Here is a 14,323-nt window from a genome sequence, read left to right as displayed (position 1 = left end):
GGACCGGTGGACCGGCGCCGGTCCCGTTCGGCATGCTGGGATCGGTGACGCACCGATTGGAGACCGCCATGAGCGCACTCACCGTGAGCCAGGACCCCGACCAGCACTGGGACGACCTCGTCCGGTACTGGGAGGAGATGGAATGGCCCGAGGGCAGCAAGGTGGAGATCATCGAGGGGATCATCACCGTGTCACCTGCTCCCGCGTACCGCCACAACGTGATCGCGGCCCGTATCCAACGTCGCCTCTACTCCGTCATCCCAGAGGACTGGGAGGTCTTCCAGACGCTGGCCGTTGCCGTACCGTCGCGTCTGGGCATGCTCATCCCGGACCTGGTGGTGGCGCCCTTGCAGGATCACGCGGAGGCGGACTCCCACATCCCTGCCGCCCTCGCCGAACTCGTCGTCGAGGTGACCTCCAAGTCCAACGCCCGCCACGACCGCGTCAGCAAGCCCGCCGCATACGCCACCGCGGGAATCCCGCTGTACCTCCTCATCGACCCTTGGGCCTCGGGAGGCCCCACCGCGACGCTCTACGGAGAGCCGAAGGGCGATGTCTACCAGGTTCTGAGCGCTGTGAAGTTCGGCGACGCCATCAAGCTGCCCGCACCCTTCGACCTGGTCATCGACACGGGCGAGTTCCCAACCGAGTAGGGCAGCTTACCCCCCGATGAGTTACCGGCGTCCACCAGGTCTACAGCACGTGGACGCCAAGACACCCGCCGTGCTCGTGCTGGCCGGCCCCGTCACCCAGGACGAGGTGCCGGGGCTCTGTGCCGAGGTCCGGGCACTTCTGGAAGCCACCGGCGCCGGAGTCGTCGTATGCGATGTCGCGGGGCTCGGGCCCCCCGGACTGCGCACCGTCGACCTGCTGGCCCGGCTGCAGCTGGCCGCGCGGCGGGCCGGCGGGCTGATACGGCTGCGTGACCCCGGCCCGGCGCTACACGCCCTCCTCGATCTCGTCGGTCTCCGGTTCCAGGTGGAGGGGCAGCCCGAAGAGCGGGAACCAGCGCTTGGTGTCGAGGAAGAAGTGGAACCCGGTCAGCCGGCCGTCTGATATCTCCAGCACCTGGACCGCCCAGGGGACGAACCCGCCCGCCTCCGGGTCCGGCTTGTACTGGGCGAACCCCGGCAGCCCGTTGACCTGCACCGGCAGCAGACGGGAGCCCGCGCAGGCGGCGCCGAGCGTGGTCATGAAGCCCGTGATGTCGTCATGGCCGGTCAGCCACAGGTCGAACGGCGGCATCGTCATGACGGCGTCCTCGTGCAGCAGCGCCGTCAGCGCGGTCATGTCGTAGCCCTCGAACGCCTTCACATAGCGCTCCAGGAGTTTTTGCTGCTCCTCGTCCAAGGGGTCCGAGACCGCCGCCCCGGCGGCCTTGTCGTCCCGCTCGGCCAGCGTCGCCCGCGCCCGCTGCAAGGCGCTGTTGACCGACGCCACCGTGGTGCCCAGCAGCTCGGCCACCTCGCTCGCCTTCCAGGCCAGCACCTCGCGCAGGATCAGCACCGCCCGCTGCTTGGGCGGCAGCTGCTGCAGCGCGGCCATGAAGGCGAGCCGGACCGACTCCTTGGCGACGGCCGCCTCCGCCGGGTCCTCCGGCGTGGGCAGCACCCGGGCGTCCGGCATCGGTTCCAGCCATGTGCTGTCGGGGCGCGGCGCGAGGGCCGCCCGGGCGAGCGGGGTCGACTCGCTCAGGTCCATCGGACGGGCGCGCTTGCTGCCCGCCGACAACATGTCCAGGCACACGTTCGTCGCGATCCGGTACAGCCACGAGCGCAGGCTGGAGCGGCCCTCGAACTTGTCGTAGCTCCGCCAGGCCCGCACCAGGGTGTCCTGCACCGCGTCCTCGGCCTCGAAGGAGGATCCGAGCATCCGGTAGCAGTACCCCGTCAGCTCGGTCCGGTGTTTCTCCAGTGCGACGTCGAGGTCCACCGTCGCCGTGCCGTTCGTCATCGTCCACCCACCCCTGTGGCCGTACCTGTCCGCGGCGCCATCGCGCCCCAGCACTTCGGAAGCTACCGCAGCCCACTGACAACGGCCCCCGGAGCGCCCAAACTTCCAGCTCAGACCAGCTGCTTCACGGACATGAGCAGATGCCGGTGCGCCTCGCCCGCCGCGCCGTCGCTCAGCAGCGCCCGCTGCCCCGCCCCGAGCAGCTCCAGCCGCAGCCGCTCCCCCTCGAAGGAGTTCAGCGCGTCCAGCAGGTACCCCGGCGCGAAGGCCACCGCCACCTCCCCGGCGCCTCCCAGCTCCACGGGCAGCCGCTGCGCCGCCACGTCGTCCGCGTACCCGGCCCGCACCAGCACCGAGCCCTCACCGGCCGAGAAGTCCAGGCGTACCGGACTGTTCGCCTCCGCCACCACCGCGACCCGCCGCACCGCCTCCGCCAGCGCCGCCCGGTCCACCCACGCGACCGAGGCCCCCGCCAGCTCGAACAGCGACCCGTACCCCGGCAGCCGCCCCTCCAGCCGCCGTACGACCGCCCGCATCCGGCCGCCCTCGAACCCGACCAGCCCGCTGTCGGCCCCCGGGTCGAGACCGATGCGCACCGTGCCGCAGCGGGACAGCGACCTGGCGGCGTCCAACAGCCGCCGCGCCGGCAGCAGCGCCTCGACCACCACGTCCCCGGCCTCCGTCGCCGGCTTCCACTCCAGCCGCCGTACGGCATACCGGTAGCGGTCGGACGCCGAGAGGGTCATCTCGTCGCCCGCCAGGCGCAGCTGCACCCCGGTGAGTACGGGCAGCGTGTCGTCCCGGCCCGCCGCGACGGCGACCTGGCCGACGGCGGCGGCGAACGCGGCCGCGTCCACACCGCCGTACGAGCCGGGCGCCGGCGGGACCGACGGGTACTCCTCGCGCGGCAGCGTCGACAGCCCGAACCGGGTGCCGCCCGCCTCCACCGTGAACCGGGTGCCCTCCACGGCACAGCTCACCGGCCCCTCGGGCAGCACCCGGCAGATGTCCAGCAGCCTGCGCCCGAGAACGAGCACCTCACCGGGTGCCGCCGTGTCCGCCTCGGTCTCGATGCGCGCCGCCGTCTCGAAGTCGAAGCCCGACACGGTCAGCCGCCCCGCGCCCGCCTCCAGCAGCAGCCCGCCCAGCACCGGCACCGGCGACTTCGACGGCAGCGCCCGCGCCGCCCACCCCACGGCGTCCGTGAACACCCCGCGCCCGACCCGGAACTCCATGAACAAACCCCCTGCTCGGCCCAGTTGACGCGCGGACGCTACCGGCGGCCACTGACAACGGGAGCTGAGCAGGGGGAACGAGGACGTGGCTCAGTGCGCGGCGACCGGCGCACGGCGTGCCGCCCGTGAGCCGAGCACCGTGATCGTCACGACGCCGAGGACCGCGAGGACGCCGACCCCGACCGTTCCGGACCAGCCGCTCGCGTGGAAGGCCATGGCGCCCACCGTGCTGCCCACGCTGGAACCGACGTAGTACGCGGACTGGTACAGCGCCGAGGCCTGCGCCCGGCCGTGCGTCGCCGTCTTGCCGACCGCCGAGGACGCCACCGCGTGGCCCGCGAAGAAGCCCGCCGTGATCAGTACCAGACCCAGCAGGACCGGCCCGATCGAGTCCGCCAGGGACAGCAGAAGACCCGTCGCCGTGGTGCCGCCGGCCAGGTACAGCGCGCCCCGGCGGCCCAGCCGGCCGACCAGCCGTCCGGCCGTCGACGCCGACACCGTGCCCACCAGGTACACCAGGAAGATGGAGCCGACGATGCCCTGCGGCAGCCCGAACGGCTCCCCGGTCAGCCGGTACCCGATCACCGTGTACACCCCGCCGAACACCGTCATGAAGAGCGCGCCGATCGCGTACAGGCGGCGCAGCAGCGGGTCGGACAGGTGGTCGCGGAGCGTGCGGCCCAGCACCCGGGGCCTGAGCGAACCGGGCCTGAAGTGCTTCGGTGCCGGCAGCAGCAGCCGGAACGCCACCGCGCAGAGCACCGCGATCGCGCCGACGACGCCGACCGCCACCCGCCAGCCCCACTCCTGCGCGACCCACCCGGTGATCACCCGGCCGCTCATCCCGCCCACGCTGTTGCCCGCGACGAACAGTCCGATCGCCGTGACCAGTGCCTTGGGGCGGACCTCCTCGGCCAGATAGGCGGTCGCCGAGGCCGGCAGACCGGCCAGCGCCGCGCCCTGCACCGTGCGCAGCACCACCAGCGCGCCGATCGACGGCGCGAAGGGCACCAGCATGCCGACGACCACCGCGACCGCCAGCGACGCCGTCATCACCGTACGCCGCCCGAACCGCTCCGACAGGGCGCTCATCGGCAGCACGAACAGGGCCAGCCCGCCGGTCGCCGCCGCCACCGTCCAGCTCGCCTCGCTCGCCGCCACCCCGAACTCGCCGGAGATCAGCGGCAGCAGTGCCTGGGTGGAGTACAGGAGGGCGAAGGTCGCGACACCGGCGAGGAAGAGCGCGAGGCTCATCCGGCGGTAGCCGGGTCCGCCCGGGGTCATCCGGGAGTCGGCGGGGGCGGGGGAGAGAGCGGGAGGGGACGTTGCGGCGCCCACGACGGTGGACGCCCCGGTATCGGCGGGAGACATGCCTCGAAGCTACGGACGGCCCCGCTCATCCGTCCAATGCACGGAATCGTCATAATCGTTCCCATGGTGCATCAGCCGAGGTCGCAGGAGTGGCTGTCACGCAACAGTGACACAGAAGACATCGTCACAGTGCTCGCCCCGCGTCTGGCGTACTTCGCCGGTGTCGCCCGTACCGAGCACGTCACCCGCGCCGCCCAGGAGATGGACGTCCCGCAGTCCACCCTCTCCCGCGCGCTGGTCCGCCTGGAGCAGGACCTCGGTGTCCAGTTGTTCGCCCGCCACGGCCGCACCGTCTCCCTCACCCCCGCCGGGCGCACCTTCCTGGGATCCGTGGAGCGCGCCCTCGCCGAGATCGGGCGCGCCGCCGAAGAGGTCCGCGCCGACGCCGACCCGGCCACCGGCAAGGTCGCCTTCGGCTTCCTGCACACCCTGGGCGCGGAAACGGTCCCCGGCCTGCTCCACGCCTTCCGTGCCGACCACCCCCGCGTCCGCTTCAGCCTGGTGCAGAACTACGGCGAGGCGATGCTGGAGCGGCTGCGCGCCGGCGAACTGGACCTCTGTCTGACCTCGCCCGTCCCCGACGCCCCCGATCTGGTGGCCCGCCGCCTGGACGAGCAGAAACTCCGCCTCGTCGTCCCGGCCGACCACCGCCTGGCCGCCCGCAGGCGCATCCGGCTGGCCGAGGCGGCCGACGAAACCTTCGTCACCCTGGAACCCGGCTACGGCATGCGCCGCATCACGGACGACCTGTGCGAGGAGGCGGGCTTCAAGCCCCGCATCGCCTTCGAGGGGGAGGAGGCCGAAACCCTGCGGGGGCTGGTGGCGGCGGGCCTGGGCGTGGCCCTGCTGCCTCCGCCGGCCTTCCCCCGCCCGGGTGTGGTGGAACTGACGGTCACGGCCCCGAGGGCGGTTCGGGAGATCGGCGTGGCGTGGCGGGCGGGCCACCAGGACACGCCCCCGGTGGCGGCCTTCAAGAAGTTCCTGCTGTCCAGGAGGGGGAGTCTGCTTCCCTGACCCGGCCCGGATCACCTCTTGCGCAGGGACCGTCCGAAGCCGGCGGCCAGCGGCATCCTGAGTCCGATGGGCGGCGGAGCCGCCAGCGCGTCCTCCACCGGCCGGGACACCGCGCACCCGAACAACGCCCCCATCGCGAAGTCCGCGACCAGGGCCCGCACTTCGTGCCGGTGCTGGTGCAGCCCGTGGCCGTCCGAGTGGACCTCGAACCGGCACACCTCCCGGTTCGCCTTCTTGGCCCGCGCCGCCAGCCGGAACGACAGCTCCGGGTCGGTCCGCTCGTCGTTCGTGCCGTGCACGATCAGCACCCGTCGCCCGGCCAGCTGCCGTACCGGCTCCGAGGGCGCGGCGACGTCGTCCTCGGGCAGCCAGGGGCCGACGGCCACCACGGAGTTGACCGCCTCGTGCCCGGCCGCCCGCAGCGCCGCCCGGCCGCCCATGTCGAGCCCCACCAGGCACACGGGAACATCACCGTATCGCCGTACGATCTCGTCCGCCGCCCAGCTCGCGTCCTCCGCCATCGGGGCCGCGTCGCCGTTCCAGCCCCGGTACCGGTAGTGGACGATATGGGTGGCCAGCCCCTCGTCCCGGCCCGTCCGGGCCAGCGTGCGGCCGAGGGCGCGGAGGAACGGGGTCGCCCATACGGGGGAGGGTCTGCGGTCGGAGACCTCCTCGCCGCCGGGGAGCAGCAGCACCGCCCCGCTCACCGAGGTCGGCTCCGGGCCGACTGCCTTCCCCAGCTTGGCCGTTCGAACCGGCGTCGCTTGCTGTGCCATGGCAGAACAGTGTCAGAAGCGGTGGTGTCCGCCACCCGTCCGTGCGGTCACCGTTACGTATCGACGGAAAAGTAAAGTGGCGTACGCCGGGCGATCTACGCGCGTAGGAGTTAGAGTGCGGAAATGACGAGCCAGACTGCACCGAGCCCGGCGGCGTCGGGTGGGAACGTCCCGACGCCGGACCAGATCCGCCGCGCACCCAAGGTTCTGCTGCACGATCACCTCGACGGCGGCCTGCGCCCCGGGACCATCGTGGAACTCGCCCGGGACGCGGTCTACACCCAGCTCCCCGAGACCGACCCGGACAAGCTCGGCACCTGGTTCGCCGAGGCGGCCGACTCCGGCTCCCTGGAGCGGTACCTGGAGACCTTCTCGCACACCGTGGCCGTGATGCAGACCCGTGACGCGCTGGTCCGGGTCGCCCGCGAGTGCGCCGAGGACCTCGCCGCGGACGGTGTCGTGTACGCGGAGGTGCGCTACGCCCCCGAGCAGCACCTGGAGGGCGAGCTGAGCCTGGAGGAGGTCGTCGAGGCGGTCAACGAGGGCTTCCGGCAGGGGGAGCGGCTCGCCCGGGAGAACGGTCACCGGATCCGGGTCGGCGCCCTGCTCACCGCCATGCGGCACGCCGCCCGAGCCCTGGAGATCGCCGAACTCGCCAACCGGTACCGGGATCTGGGGGTCGTCGGCTTCGACATCGCCGGCGCCGAGGCCGGCTACCCGCCCACCCGGCACCTGGACGCGTTCGAGTACCTCAAGCGCGAGAACAACCACTTCACCATCCACGCCGGCGAGGCCTTCGGGCTGCCGTCCATCTGGCAGGCGCTCCAGTGGTGCGGCGCCGACCGGCTCGGTCACGGGGTGCGGATCATCGACGACATCCAGGTCCAGGAGGACGGCACGGTCAAGCTCGGCCGGCTCGCCTCCTACGTCCGGGACAAGCGGATCCCGCTGGAGCTGTGCCCCAGTTCCAATCTGCAGACCGGGGCCGCGTCCTCGTACGCCGAGCACCCGATCGGCCTGCTGCGGCGACTCCACTTCAGGGCGACGATCAACACGGACAACAGGTTGATGTCCCACACGACCATGAGCGAGGAATTCGAGCACCTCGTCGAGGCGTTCGGCTACACGCTCGACGACCTGCAGTGGTTCTCCGTCAATGCGATGAAATCGGCGTTCATTCCTTTCGATGAACGGCTGGCCATGATCAATGACGTGATCAAGCCCGGATATGCGGAGCTGAAATCCGAATGGCTGTTCCGGCAGACGGCCTCCACCAGCGGTTCTTCCGGGTCGGAGGGGTAGCTGCGGCCCGGTCGGGGGCGCGAATGCGGGCGAGCTTTCACAATTCGTCCGCATTTTGGTGTTTGCGGCGGATGGTTCGGCATGTTTACGGTCGTGGAACCGGTCAGATCGATTTTGATTTTCCCGTCTCCGCATTCAAGGACGCATTCAATATGAAGCAGTCTGCTGCCAAGACCCTCGGTGTCGCCGCCCTCGGTGCCGCTTTCGCCGCCCTCGGCGCGGGCGTGGCCGACGCGGCCCCCGCTGTCACCGACGCAACGCCGGCGCTGGGCGCCGTGGCCAAGACCCTGCCGGCCGAGAACGTCTCCACGGTGCTGCCGGGGGCCGGTGAGACCCTCACCCAGGGGCAGGGCGCGCTCGGCGCCGGGGCGCCCGCCGCGCAGCCCGCCGTCGAGAAGGTGCTGTCCGAGGGGCCGACCGGTCCGGTCAACGGCCGGCTCGGCGGACTGCCGCTGCAGAACACGGGCCTGCCCGCGCACGGAGTGCTGGTGAGCGGGGTCCCGCTGGGCTGAGGCCGGCCTCGCCGACGACGCCGCTGGGGCGCACCGGAACGTCCGGGAGCGCCCCGGCGGCGTTCCGGCGGTGTTCCGGCCCCCGGCGGCACCGGATCACCAGGCGGTCCGGGTCTTGTCCTCCGCCGGCAGCAGGACCCACAGCGCTATGTAGAGCAGGAACTGCGGCCCGGGCAGCAGACAGGACAGCAGGAAGATCACTCGCATCGTCGTCGCCGAGGTACCGAAGCGCCGGGCCAGCGCGGCGCACACTCCGCCGATCACGCGGCCATGGGTGGGGCGGGCGAGGCTGGACATCTGCGGCTCCTTCGTGAGCATCGGGCGGAGCCGCCCGGTCGGCGGCTCCATCTGTGTTCCACGGTACGGAGACGAACGGGACGAAGCATCGCTCTATGGGGCGATCCCCACCCTGGGAATCGTCGGGGTCCGACCCTGAGCCCTCTCGTCCAGCAGGACCGCCGTACGGCTCTCCCGTTCGTCGTGCCGCCGCAGCCGGGCACGGCCGGCGGGCACCACGGCCAGATGGGCCACGGCCACGCCCACGGTGTTCAGCAGCAGCGAGTCGACGTCCACCACCCGGCCGGGCACACCGGTCTGCAGCAGCGCGATGCCCAGCGAGATCAGGGCGCCCGCGGTCACCGTACGCAGCAGGGAGCCGAGCGGGGAGGCGTCGAGCCTGCCGTGCGCCATCGGCAGCAGCACGCCCAGCGGCGCCAGCAGGGCCAGGCCCTCACCGATGCGTCTGGCCGCCGTCGGCCAGCCCAGCGCCAGGTCGGCCCGGATGCCGGCCAGCGGCCGCAGGTTGGCGGGCATCACCCAGGGGACGTCCAGGGGCCGCAGCATCAGCCAGGCGACAAGCGCGAGATGGGCGACGAGGAGGACACCCCCTGTCACACGGACGCGGATCGCGGCGCTGCCGCCGATGGAGCCTTGACGCTGCACGCCCCCCTAGACGCGCCCGCGCACTCGATCGGTTCCGCATCCGTCGCGCACCAGTGCGTGAGGCGTCCGCCACACCGGGAAACCGCCCGGTCCGCTCAGCCCGCCGTCACCTCGCCGGACGGCGGCCGGCTGCTGCCCGGGCGGGTACGGACGTCGTCGGTGCACTCGTAGCGGCGCGGGGGCCCCTCGCCCGGGCCGCCCAGGACGACCGAGCCGTCGCCCTCGGCCGCGGCCGAGTCGGAGAGCGTGCACACGATCTGGGCCAGTGCGTAGCCGGTGAGCCGGTCCGGGGCGGTGCCCAGGCGCAGGGCGTCCTCGGGGTCCTTGCCACGCGGGCCGCTCACGCTCAGGCCGCCCGGCACGTACGTCGCGTAGCCCGCGTCCTTCTCGGCCGCCGTCGGCGACTCGGCCAGCTCGTCCAGCAGCCCCTGCGCCACCATCACCCGCCGCCGCGCGTCCGCCGTACCGTCCGGCACCCGTACCGTCCGGTCGACGGTCACCAGCGAGGAACCGCACAGCAGGAACACCTGCACCGGCACCCCGCGCGAGGCCTGGGCCGACACGTCGGGCTCGGAGCGGGAGCACGGCACGCGCGAGGGCGCGCCGCCGAAGTCGGTCGGCACCTCGGTGGCCCGGATCCCGCAGCCGGTGAGCAGCGCGCCGAGGAGGGAGAGTGCCAGGAGGCGGCGGGCGGTCACGAGCCCTCCTTCGCCGAGCCGTTGTGCTGGTGCAGCTGCTGGTGCTGGTGGTCCTGCTGGTGCTGGTGGTCCTTGTGGCCGTCGTCCGGCTCCTCGGTCAGCCGGGAGGCGTCCCGCGGCAGCCGCAGCGTGAACACCGCACCGCCCTCGGGGGAGTTGGCCGCGGTGATCTCGCCGCCGTGGATATGGGCGTTCTCCATCGCGATCGACAGGCCGAGACCGCTGCCCTCGGAGCGCGGCCGGGAGGCGCTCGCCTTGTAGAACCGGTCGAACACGTGCGGCAGGACGTCCTCGGGGATCCCCGGACCGTGGTCGCGGACCGCGATGACCAGGTCCTCGCCGTCGATGCGCACCGACACCCGCACCGGCGATCCGCCGTGCTTGAGCGCGTTGCCGATCAGATTGGCGAGGATGACGTCCAGACGGCGGGGGTCGAGCCGGGCGTGGGTGCCGCGCTCGGCGTCCAGCTCGACGGCGTCCAGCCAGGCGCGCGCGTCGATGCAGGCGGTGATCTGGTCGGCGATGTCCACGTAGTCCAGGACCAGCCGGGCCGTGCCCGCGTCGAAGCGGGTGACCTCCATCAGGTTCTCGACCAGGTCGTTGAGGCGTCGGGTCTCGCTGACGACGAGCCGTACGGCCGGCTCGATCATCGGGTCGATCGACCCGGACTCCGCCTCCAGCTCCTCCTCCAGCACCTCCGTCACGGCGGTGATGGCGGTCAGCGGCGTCCGCAGCTCGTGGGACATGTCGGCCACGAAACGGCGGGAGGCCTCGTCCCGGGCGGCCATGTCCTCGACCCGTTTCTCCAGCGCCTCCGCCGCGTTGTTGAACGTCCGGGACAGATCGGCCAGCTCGTCCGTGCCCGACACCCGCAGCCGGGTGTCCAGCCTGCCCTCGCCGAGCCGGCGCGCGGCCACCCCGAGCCGGTGCACCGGCTTGAGCACGGTCGTGGCGGCGGCCTGGGCCAGCAGCGCCGAGCCGATCAGCGCGAGCCCGGTGGCGATGCCGAGCGACCAGGCCAGCGAGTTGAGGTCCTTGGCCTCCGGCTCCAGCGACTTCACCATGTACCCGGTCGGCCCGCCGCCGATCACCTTCGTACCGGCCACCAGATACGGCGTGCCGTGCTGGACGACCCGCTGCCAGTACAGGTGGTACGCCGCCTTGTCGGAGCCGGTCACCTTCTGCCGCTTGTCCACCGCCGCGCGCAGCGACTTCGGCACGTCCTCCAGCGCGAACCCGTTCAGGCCGCCCGAGTTGCCGTACACCGTCCTGCCGTAGGCGTCCTGGCCGACCAGCAGCACGCTGAAGCGCTGGCTGCTGTTGGCCATCTGCCCCGCGGCGCGCTGGAGTTCGTCCTGGGTGAGCCGGACGGGCAGCGCGCCGGCCCGGTTCTGCATCTCCTGCTGGAAGTCGCGCAGCACCGCGTCCTGGGTGCGGGTGAGCACCGCCTCGCGGTTGAGCCAGTACGCGATGCCCGACGCCGACACCGCGGCCGTCAGCGCCACCAGCCCGAAGACCAGCATCAGCCTGAGCCGCAGACTGGTGAAACGCAGCCGCGTGAGACTTCTCCTGCGCCCCGCGGCCCAGCCGCGCAGCCCTCCCGGTGTATCGGTCACTGAGGAACGTCCAGGCGGTAGCCGACACCGCGGACCGTACGGATCAGGGTCGGGGACGACGGGACGTCCTCCACCTTGGCCCGCAGCCGCTGCACGCACGCGTCCACCAGCCGCGAGTCACCGAGGTAGTCGTGCTCCCACACCAGGCGCAGCAACTGCTGCCGGGACAGTGCCTGACCGGGCCGCCGGCTCAGCTCCAGCAGCAGCCGCAGCTCGGTGGGGGTCAGCTGGAGGTCCTCGCCGTTCTTGGTCACGGTCATCGCCGACCGGTCGATGACGAGGCTGCCGAAGGACGCCGAGTCGCTGGACTCCCGCTCGCCGCGCCGCAGCACCGCCCGGATCCGGGCGTCGAGCACCCGCCCCTGCACCGGCTTGACGACATAGTCGTCGGCGCCGGACTCCAGCCCGACCACCACGTCGATGTCGTCGTTGCGCGCGGTCAGCAGGATGATCGGCAGCTGGTCCGTGCGCCGGATGCGACGGCACACCTCGAACCCGTCGATGCCGGGCAGCATCACGTCCAGCACGATCAGGTCCGGCCGCGACTCGCGCAGCAGCTTCAGACCGTCCTCACCGCTGGCAGCGGTGGCAACCCGGTGTCCCTGGCGCGTAAGAGACAGCTCCAGGGCCGTACGGATGGCGTCGTCGTCCTCGATCAGCAACAGGGAAGGCACGGGCACATTCTTGCCTATGGACGGCCTCTCGTACGACCTGCCGGCACCAGCGCCCGGTACGGCACCGGCGGCGCCCCCGGTACCGCCACCGCCTGTGCGCCCCCTGTGACGGCCCTGGGCCGGACCCCTGTGACAGGTCTGTGACAGTCGGCTGACACGGCCATGAAGGTCGATCGGCAAGCTACTCGGCACAGGCAAGGAAGCAACACCGAAGCAAGCCGAACACCGGAAGTCCACGACGGGGAGCGCGAGATGAACACGCCGCACGGCATGAGCACCAGCGCAGTGGTCACGCGTCTGCACGACGTCAACCGGGGTTCCGACAAAGCCGGGGCGGTGGGCGCTCGGGGGTGCGCTCGCGGCACCGGGCGTCAGCACCCGGCGTTCATGTCGGTGGTTGACGCGCGCACGGGGGAAACGCACGGGGGAACCGCGTACAGGGAGGACTCGGGGGAGCGCCGCTCGCTGACCGAGGCGGAGTTCACCGCCTACGTCCAGGAGCGCCGCGCCTCCCTGTACGCCACCGCCTACCACCTGACCGGCGACCGCTTCGAGGCCGAGGACCTGCTGCAGAGCGCGCTGTTCTCGACGTACCGGGCGTGGGAGCGGATCAGCGACAAGGCGGCGGTCGGCGGCTATCTGCGCCGCACCATGACCAACCTGCACATCAGCGCCTGGCGGCGCCGCAAGCTCAACGAGTACCCGACCGAGGAACTGCCGGAGACGCCCGGCGACACGGACGCGATGCGCGGCACCGAGCTGCGCGCGGTCCTGTGGCAGGCGCTGGCCCGGCTGCCCGAACTCCAGCGCACCATGCTGGTCCTGCGCTACTACGAGGGCCGCACGGACCCGGAGATCGCGGAGATCCTCGACATCAGTGTCGGCACGGTGAAGTCCAGCATCTGGCGCTCGCTGCGCCGGCTGCGCGAGGACGAGGTCCTCAGCTTCGGCCGTGACGAGGAGGACGCCTTCGGGGAGCTGGTCGCCTGAGGGTGACGGGGGGGAAACACGGGGGACCGCGCGGGACCACTGGGGGGTGGGCCCGCGCGGACGGGGAAAGAGGGGGGAACACGGGGGAGCGGGAAGAAGCGGGACTGGAGGGCCGGGGGGTCCGTCCAGTCCCGCTTCTGTCTGTTCCGTGCCCGTGCGCGGGTCAGGCCGCCGTCTGCTGGCGTGTGTGCCGGCCCGCCGCCGCGGCCGCCAGCCGGCCCAGCGCCTCGTCCCGGTCGCACGGATGGGCGCCCAGGGAGACCTGGCGGGCGACGATCGAGCGTTCCGCGCGCATCAGCCGCCAGCCGCGCCGCAGCAGGAACGGCACCGACTTGCGGCCCTCCTTCAGATCCCTCAGGAAGCGCCGGCGGAAGGTGGTGACCGGACCGCGGGACAGGCACAGCGCGTCGGCCAGCACCCCCAGTTCGCGGCAGCGCTCCACGATCTCCGCCGCGAAGATGCCCTCCGCGAGGAACAGCGGGGTCCGCCCGATGCGCAGCGTCTCCTCGCCGGTCCGGGCGCTCAGCGCGATGTCGTACGTCGGTACGGGCGTCGACCCCGTGGCGCACAGCCGGGTGATGGCCTCGACCGCGACCTCCGCGTCCCAGGACAGCGGATGGTCCCAGTCGATGTCCGAACTCCCGTCCACCAGCGGCAGGGTCGGGTCGTCACCCTCCTTGTAGAAGTCGTCGAGGCGCAGCACGGGGAGCCCGGAACGGGCGGCGACGAGGGACTTGCCCGAGCCCGAGGGGCCGCACAGCAGCACGACACGGGCGGGAGACGGAGGATGAATGCTCACGGAACACCAGTTTGACGTATGGGGAGCGTCCTGCCGACCCCGCGGGTCGGCTTTGGAGCGTGCGTCACATCTCAATTACTCTGCGTTGTGACATAATCACTCAACGCATCCAAAGGTGGCCCCACGCATGGCACGAAAGGTCTCCCCACGACTCTCCGCCGTCCAGCGCGCGCTGGTGGCCCTCGCCACCGCCGGAGTGGCCCTCGGCGCGGCGGCTTCCGTCGCGCACGCGGGCGTGCGGGCGCCCGCCGGTCCGGCCTCCGGTCTCCGGGCCGCCCCCGTCGCGGTGCCGGCCGACGGTGACATCGGTGTCGTCAACGACATCGGCGAGGTCACCGGCCCGCTCGCCCAGGTGTGGTCGATCGGCGCGGTGCCGGCGGTGGGATCGGTGGGCGGGCTGTTCGGCGGCGGACAGGCCTGAGAAGTCCTCAAGCGCGGTCG

Annotated in this window: 17 protein-coding genes; 7 read left to right on the top strand and 10 right to left on the bottom strand. The window is 72.1% G+C overall.

The genetic code is table 11. From position 1 onward, the window contains the following. Positions 1 to 68: 68 nt before the first annotated feature. Positions 69 to 653 (top strand): Uma2 family endonuclease, encoded by a 585-nt coding sequence (locus tag ACFYMM_RS02115; RefSeq protein WP_388382890.1) that lies wholly within the window; start codon positions 69 to 71, stop codon positions 651 to 653. A 16-nt stretch (positions 654 to 669) separates the two neighbouring features. After that, positions 670 to 1,056 (top strand): STAS domain-containing protein, encoded by a 387-nt coding sequence (locus tag ACFYMM_RS02110; protein ID WP_388382888.1) that lies wholly within the window; start codon positions 670 to 672, stop codon positions 1,054 to 1,056. Here the strand turns inward: ACFYMM_RS02110 and ACFYMM_RS02105 are convergent. The 3 genes from ACFYMM_RS02105 to ACFYMM_RS02095 all read right to left on the bottom strand — a co-directional run bounded on the left by ACFYMM_RS02105 (position 940) and on the right by ACFYMM_RS02095 (position 4,559). Then, entirely contained in the window at positions 940 to 1,953 is a 1,014-nt protein-coding gene (locus tag ACFYMM_RS02105; RefSeq protein WP_388382886.1) for a sigma-70 family RNA polymerase sigma factor, read from the bottom strand. The two genes, ACFYMM_RS02110 and ACFYMM_RS02105, sit on opposite strands and share 117 nt — an antisense overlap. A gap of 110 nt (positions 1,954 to 2,063) precedes the next feature. Continuing rightward, positions 2,064 to 3,188, bottom strand: a complete 1,125-nt coding sequence (dnaN, locus tag ACFYMM_RS02100; protein ID WP_388382885.1) for a DNA polymerase III subunit beta — start codon at positions 3,186 to 3,188, stop codon at positions 2,064 to 2,066. Between the two features lie 90 nt (positions 3,189 to 3,278). Beyond that, the gene (locus ACFYMM_RS02095; RefSeq protein ID WP_388382883.1) at positions 3,279 to 4,559 is read right to left on the bottom strand and encodes an MFS transporter; all 1,281 of its coding nucleotides are present in this window, start codon (positions 4,557 to 4,559) and stop codon (positions 3,279 to 3,281) included. A 63-nt stretch (positions 4,560 to 4,622) separates the two neighbouring features. On the opposite strand from ACFYMM_RS02095, the gene ACFYMM_RS02090 reads away from it, so the two are divergent. Then, positions 4,623 to 5,573: a LysR family transcriptional regulator gene (locus ACFYMM_RS02090; RefSeq protein WP_388382881.1), complete on the top strand. Its 951-nt coding sequence runs from the start codon at positions 4,623 to 4,625 to the stop codon at positions 5,571 to 5,573. Between the two features lie 11 nt (positions 5,574 to 5,584). Here ACFYMM_RS02090 and ACFYMM_RS02085 read toward each other — a convergent pair whose 3' ends face one another. Continuing rightward, positions 5,585 to 6,349 (bottom strand): alpha/beta hydrolase, encoded by a 765-nt coding sequence (locus ACFYMM_RS02085; protein WP_388382879.1) that lies wholly within the window; start codon positions 6,347 to 6,349, stop codon positions 5,585 to 5,587. A 123-nt stretch (positions 6,350 to 6,472) separates the two neighbouring features. Between ACFYMM_RS02085 and ACFYMM_RS02080 the strand changes: the two genes are divergently transcribed. Then, complete coding sequence (locus ACFYMM_RS02080) at positions 6,473 to 7,651, top strand: adenosine deaminase (RefSeq protein ID WP_388382877.1); 1,179 nt, start codon at positions 6,473 to 6,475, stop codon at positions 7,649 to 7,651. A gap of 152 nt (positions 7,652 to 7,803) precedes the next feature. After that, positions 7,804 to 8,163, top strand: a complete 360-nt coding sequence (locus tag ACFYMM_RS02075; protein WP_388382875.1) for an ATP-binding protein — start codon at positions 7,804 to 7,806, stop codon at positions 8,161 to 8,163. A gap of 96 nt (positions 8,164 to 8,259) precedes the next feature. Here the strand turns inward: ACFYMM_RS02075 and ACFYMM_RS02070 are convergent, their stop codons facing one another. The 5 genes from ACFYMM_RS02070 to afsQ1 form a co-directional block, all read right to left on the bottom strand. Continuing rightward, the gene (locus ACFYMM_RS02070; protein WP_388382873.1) at positions 8,260 to 8,460 is read right to left on the bottom strand and encodes a PspC domain-containing protein; all 201 of its coding nucleotides are present in this window, start codon (positions 8,458 to 8,460) and stop codon (positions 8,260 to 8,262) included. A gap of 93 nt (positions 8,461 to 8,553) precedes the next feature. Next, complete coding sequence (locus ACFYMM_RS02065; RefSeq protein WP_388382871.1) at positions 8,554 to 9,105, bottom strand: VanZ family protein; 552 nt, start codon at positions 9,103 to 9,105, stop codon at positions 8,554 to 8,556. A gap of 95 nt (positions 9,106 to 9,200) precedes the next feature. Further along, entirely contained in the window at positions 9,201 to 9,803 is a 603-nt protein-coding gene (locus ACFYMM_RS02060; protein ID WP_388382869.1) for a hypothetical protein, read from the bottom strand. Further along, on the bottom strand, positions 9,800 to 11,419 hold the full coding sequence (locus ACFYMM_RS02055; protein WP_388382867.1) for an ATP-binding protein: 1,620 nt from the start codon (positions 11,417 to 11,419) through the stop codon (positions 9,800 to 9,802). The genes ACFYMM_RS02060 and ACFYMM_RS02055 overlap by 4 nt, the downstream gene beginning before the upstream one ends. After that, positions 11,416 to 12,093, bottom strand: a complete 678-nt coding sequence (gene afsQ1 / locus ACFYMM_RS02050) for a two-component system response regulator AfsQ1 (protein WP_388382866.1) — start codon at positions 12,091 to 12,093, stop codon at positions 11,416 to 11,418. The genes ACFYMM_RS02055 and afsQ1 overlap by 4 nt, the downstream gene beginning before the upstream one ends. 252 nt (positions 12,094 to 12,345) lie before the next feature. Here afsQ1 and ACFYMM_RS02045 point away from each other — a divergent pair, with 252 nt between their 5' ends. After that, positions 12,346 to 13,083, top strand: coding sequence for a SigE family RNA polymerase sigma factor (locus ACFYMM_RS02045; protein ID WP_388382864.1), 738 nt, complete (start codon positions 12,346 to 12,348; stop codon positions 13,081 to 13,083). Positions 13,084 to 13,246: 163 nt separating this feature from the next. Here ACFYMM_RS02045 and ACFYMM_RS02040 read toward each other — a convergent pair whose 3' ends face one another. Continuing rightward, entirely contained in the window at positions 13,247 to 13,849 is a 603-nt protein-coding gene (locus ACFYMM_RS02040) for a uridine kinase (protein ID WP_388383302.1), read from the bottom strand. 160 nt (positions 13,850 to 14,009) lie between these two features. Between ACFYMM_RS02040 and ACFYMM_RS02035 the strand changes: the two genes are divergently transcribed. Then, complete coding sequence (locus ACFYMM_RS02035) at positions 14,010 to 14,303, top strand: hypothetical protein (protein WP_388382862.1); 294 nt, start codon at positions 14,010 to 14,012, stop codon at positions 14,301 to 14,303. The last annotated feature ends 20 nt before the right edge of the window (positions 14,304 to 14,323 follow it).

This window comes from Streptomyces sp. NPDC006739 (genome assembly GCF_042869815.1).
Taxonomy (GTDB): Bacteria; Actinomycetota; Actinomycetes; order Streptomycetales; family Streptomycetaceae; genus Streptomyces.
Note: the sequence above shows the minus strand (reverse complement) of the source record. Positions and strands in the feature narration are given on the sequence as shown.